This window comes from Pseudomonas sp. FW305-28 (assembly GCF_017351395.1).
GTDB classification, from domain to species: domain Bacteria; phylum Pseudomonadota; class Gammaproteobacteria; order Pseudomonadales; family Pseudomonadaceae; genus Aquipseudomonas; species Aquipseudomonas fluorescens_AA.
On sequence record NZ_JACNDD010000276.1, the window covers coordinates 1 to 2,974 of the forward strand.

The 2,974-nt window shown below is 60.5% G+C and carries 2 protein-coding genes; both read left to right on the forward strand.

What is annotated here, in order from left to right; genetic code table 11:
* The first annotated feature begins 98 nt into the window (after positions 1-98).
* Positions 99-1,223, forward strand: a complete 1,125-nt coding sequence (locus J4E53_RS30245) for a polysaccharide deacetylase family protein (protein ID WP_103311401.1) — start codon at positions 99-101, stop codon at positions 1,221-1,223.
* A gap of 336 nt (positions 1,224-1,559) precedes the next feature.
* On the forward strand, positions 1,560-2,954 hold the full coding sequence (locus J4E53_RS30250) for a PhoH family protein (RefSeq protein ID WP_060740782.1): 1,395 nt from the start codon (positions 1,560-1,562) through the stop codon (positions 2,952-2,954).
* The last annotated feature ends 20 nt before the right edge of the window (positions 2,955-2,974 follow it).

A 2,974-nucleotide genomic window follows, 5' to 3' on the forward strand; every position in this document is an offset into this window, starting at 1 on the left:
TGCTCCCACAGGTCTGCTCCCCAAGTCCACTGACCGCAAGGGTATTACGCCAGGATCGGCTATGATGCCGCGCGGGTTTCGTTATGGAGACATCCCTTTTGCGCATCGCCCTTGTGTTATCGGCCTGGCTGTTGAGCTTCGGCGCCCTCGCGGCGCCCAACGACGTCGCCACCCTGGACCGCACGACCTGGCCGGAACAACTCACCAGCCCGACGCTGTTCGACGTGGCTTCGCGGGCCGAGATCCTGATGTTCGCCCGGGGCTTGCTGGACGTCGATGCCATGGACGAAATCGCGCTCAAGCAGTACCTGGGGCTGCGCACGGTCAATATGGCCGCGATCGACACCCTGCGCGCCCGGCTGTGGCAACGGTTGCTGAGCAACTACAACTTTGCCCAGCGCAGTTGCGACCAGGATGCGTCCTTCTGTTACCTGGTCGAGGACATGGCGACCCTGCGTGAAGAGGCCCGCAGGTTCCATCTCGATGACGACTCCTACTACATCAAATGGGCGGCGCCGAGCCAGATCTTTCATACGCAATATCGTGATGAACTGCTGCGCAAAGCCGCGCTTTTTCCGCAAACCAGCAGTGAAATCGCCCGTTTTGGCGAGTACGAGCGCAACGGCGAGGAGATGAACGACCGGCTGTTCCTGTTGACCTTCGACAGCGCCGCCAACGTCGTGCCGGACAACACCCCGTGGCTGACCGACTACCTGCGCAAGGCGAACATGAACGGCACCTTCTTCGTGCTGGGCAAGGACATCCAGGCGCGGTTGGAAGAGCGCTCGGTCAACAGTCTCCAGATGTTGTATGCGGGACAGTGCGTGGGTGTGCAGGGCTGGGAGTTCCGTTCCCACAGCCATTGGCAGGACTGGCAAGACTCGGTCCGGCGCAGTGTCGAGCTGGTCAAGGGCAAGCTGCCCGAGAATTACGTGCCGCTGTTCCGCCCGCCCCAAGGCCAGCGTCGTGGCGATGCCGAAGGATTTTTCCGGCAGCAGGGCCTGCAGGTGGCGCTGTGGGACATCGATCCCCAGGACAGCGGCAATCGGCTCAAGCCTGAGCAAAGCGCCCAGCGTGTGCTGACCCTCATGTTGCTGTGGCGCCACGGGGTGATCAATTTCAACGCCAAGCAGGATGGGGTGAAAACGGCGATGCCCTGGCTCATGGCGCAAACGGCGCAGAGCGGGATCGGTTGGGCGGACTGTCAGGAGGCGTTTCGCTGAAACCGGGAAAGGCCCGGAAACATTGGGGAAGGAGGAAAATCCGGGACACATTCATGACAACCGGACTTTCGACTTTAACGGTGCGACGGCGGTACGCCAAGGGTTATTCGTCACTCTGAAAAATAAACTTCAAAAAAGCGTCAAAGTGCTTTTTCCTGTCATGGTTTTTGGAGTATCAAGAAGTCAGACCGCCGAAACCTGCAACACAGGTGGCGTCTTCCAAGACCCAGATTGTGTGCAGTTCACCTGAATCCTCGCGGGTGAATTCGGTGGCTACCTCGAGGCGCAGCACTGTCACGGTATTGCGTCGAATGGCCCCCACATAGGTGACCGAGTATGGATGACCACGGACGTAGCCCTTCCTCCAACCAGCCAATCCTCTATGTACTCGATACCAACGTATTGATCCACGATCCAAACGCGCTCCTGAACTTCGAAGAACACCACGTCGCCATCCCGATGACCGTGCTTGAAGAGCTGGACAAGCTCAAGAGCGGGCACCACAGCGTTGCGGCCGAATGCCGGCAGGCGATCCGCCTGATCGACAAGACCTTGGGGGATGCCTCCCCGGAAGACGTTGAGCTCGGCGTGCCGATCCAGCGCGGCAAAAGTGGTCCCAAGGGCTTGCTTTCGATCCTGATGAGCAAGCGCACCGAACCCAACCTGGTGCTGCCTGAACACCTGAACGACAACATCATCATCAACCAGTTGATCGACCTGCACGCGCGCAACAAGGACCAGTCCGTGGTGCTGGTGACCAAAGACATCAACATGCGCCTCAAGGCCCGCGCCTGCGGGATCGCGGCGGAGGACTACAGCACCGACCAACTGGTTGACGACGTTTCGCTGTTGCCCAACGGCTACCACACCATGACCGGCTCCTTCTGGGACCGTGTGAGCAAGGTCGAGACTCGCCAGGACCATGGCCGCACCTGGCACCAGGTGCAACTGATCGACAACCTGCCGGCCGTGCACATCAACGAGTTCATCATCGACGAACAAGGCTTCGTCGGCTGGATCAAGGAAATCCAGGTCGACAAACTGCTGATCCTCGACTTGCACCAGGAACCGCTGCTGCACCAGGAAGCCTGGGGCCTCAAGCCACGCGACATCTACCAGAGCCTGGCCCTGTTCGCCTTGCTCGACCCGGATATCCACCTGGTCAACCTGTCCGGCGCCGCCGGTTCCGGCAAGACCATCCTGGCCCTGGCCGCCGCGATCGAGCAGACCATGGTCAGCAAGCGCTACCGGCGCATCATCGCCACCCGCAGCGTGCAGGGCCTGGACCAGGAAATCGGTTTCCTGCCCGGCACCGAGGCGGAGAAAATGGAGCCGTGGCTGGGGGCGATCACCGACAACCTCGAAGCCTTGCACATGGATGACGAAAGCACCCATGGCAGCGTCGATTACATCCTCAGCAAAGTGCCGTTGCAGTTCAAATCCCTCAACTACATTCGCGGGCGCAGCTTCCAGCAGAGCCTGATCCTGATCGACGAATGCCAGAACCTGACCCCGCACCAGATGAAAACCATCATCACCCGTGCCGGCGCCGGTTCCAAAGTGGTGTGCCTGGGTAACCTGGCGCAGATCGACACCCCTTACCTGTCCGCGACCAGCTCCGGGCTGACCTACCTGACCGAACGCTTCAAGGACTTCCCCAACGGGGTCCACATCACCCTGCAGGGCGTACCGCGCTCGATCCTGGCCGAATACGCCGAATCCCACCTGTAACCCCAACCCAACCGGGCGGC